This window comes from Streptomyces sp. MMG1533, assembly GCF_001279775.1.
Lineage (GTDB): Bacteria > Actinomycetota > Actinomycetes > Streptomycetales > Streptomycetaceae > Streptomyces.
Genome location: NZ_LGDG01000095.1, coordinates 1 through 1,619 on the forward strand (window position 1 = coordinate 1; position 1,619 = coordinate 1,619).

General features: G+C 66.0%; 2 protein-coding genes. Both read right to left on the bottom strand.

The features are described from left to right. The coding region (locus ADK57_RS11900) for a carbohydrate ABC transporter permease (RefSeq protein WP_420711853.1) at nt 1-549 on the bottom strand (549 nt) is incomplete at its 3' end. Continuing rightward, a complete protein-coding gene (locus tag ADK57_RS11905) occupies nt 546-1,508 on the bottom strand; it encodes a carbohydrate ABC transporter permease (RefSeq protein ID WP_053749373.1) in 963 nt (320 codons plus the stop codon). The genes ADK57_RS11905 and ADK57_RS11900, both read right to left, overlap by 4 nt. Between the last annotated feature and the right edge of the window lie 111 nt (nt 1,509-1,619).

Sequence of the window (1,619 nt, forward strand, 5' to 3'; positions counted from 1 at the left end):
TTCGGCGAGGAAGGAGCGCATCATCCATACCGCGATCGGCAGGTTCATGGCGGTGTAGAGGATGACCAGGGTCCACACGTTGTCGAGCATCCCGGCGTCTTTGACGATCAGGTAGACCGGCAGCAGGGCGGCGATGGCGGGGAGGAACTTGGTGGACAGGAAGAAGAACATCACGTCGGTCCATTTCTGGACCGGCTTGATGGACAGTGCGTAGGCCGCCGGCACCGCCAGGGCGAGCACGAGCAGCGTCGAAAGGATGCTGGCCATGGCCGAGTTGAGGAGGAAGGGGGTGATGTCCCGGCTGAACAGCAGCTTGTACTGGTCGAGGGTGAGGGGTGCGAGGGGGGTGGGCGGGTTGGTCGCGGCGTCGGCTTCCTGGTGGAAGGAGGTGAGGACCATCCAGGCCACGGGGGCGAAGAAGGCGAGGGTGGCGAGCCAGGCGACGAAGGTCCACAGCGGGGACAGTTTGGGAGTGCCGGAGTGGTCGTCGCCTGGGTGCAGGAGTTTTTTGAACCGTGTCCCGGGGGCGGTGGCTGCTGCGTGGGTCATCGGGATACCTCCTCGCGGAACAGCGACGCGATGGTGCGCAGGGCGAAGGTCGCGATCACGATGGAGCCGAGGACGACGATCACGCCGGCGGCGGCTGCTTCGCCGTACTCGTATTTGCGGAACATGGTCAGGTAGATCTCGTAGGGCAGGTTGGTGGTCTGTGAGCCGGGTCCGCCCTGGGTGATGGTGTAGACGGCGTCGAAGGTCTGCACGACGTAGATCGTGCCGAGCAGGATGCCCAGTTCGAGGTACTGGCGCAGGTGCGGCAGGGTGATGAACCGGAAGATCGCCAGGGGGGAGGCGCCGTCGACCCGGGCCGCTTCCAGGACGTCACCGGGCTGCGCCTGCAGCCCGGCCAGGAGGATCAGCATCATGAACGGGGTCCACTGCCACACCAGGGAGACCACGACGGCGGGCATCGGGTAGGAGGAGATCCAGTCGACGGTGGGCCCGTTGTCGGCGCCGAAGAAGCGGTAGACGGCGTTGAGGGTGCCGTTGAGCAGGCCGTAGTCGGGGTTGTAGATGGCGTGCTTCCACAACAGTGACGCGGCGACCGGCATGACGAGGAACGGCGCGATGAGCAGGGTGCGTGCCAGGCCCCGGCCGATGAAGCGGCGGTCGAGCAGCATCGCCAGGCCCAGGCCGAGGATCACGCTGATGAGGACCACCGACGCGGTGAGCACGATGGTGTTGAGGACCGCGGTGCGCAGCCGCTCGTCGGTGAAGACGAAGGTGAAGTTGGACAGGCCGACGAAGTGCCGCTCGCCCGGTTTGAGGATGTTCCACTGGAAGGTGGAGATGACGATCGTGGCCACGAACGGCAGCTGCGTGACGACGATGGTGAAGATGAGCGCGGGCAGCAGCGGGATGCGCCGGCGCCACTTGCTGACTGCGGTGGACGTGCGCGGACGGCGGCTGGTCAATGGCGTTTTCTTGGGTGCTTCGATAAGCGTGGTCATGGACTTTCCTCCGCCGGTGACGGCCGGGGTCGGGAAGCGTGCCCGGCCGGCACCGGGGCCGGCCGGGCACTGCAGGTCACTTCTGGTAGTTCTTGGCGACTTCCTCGGCGA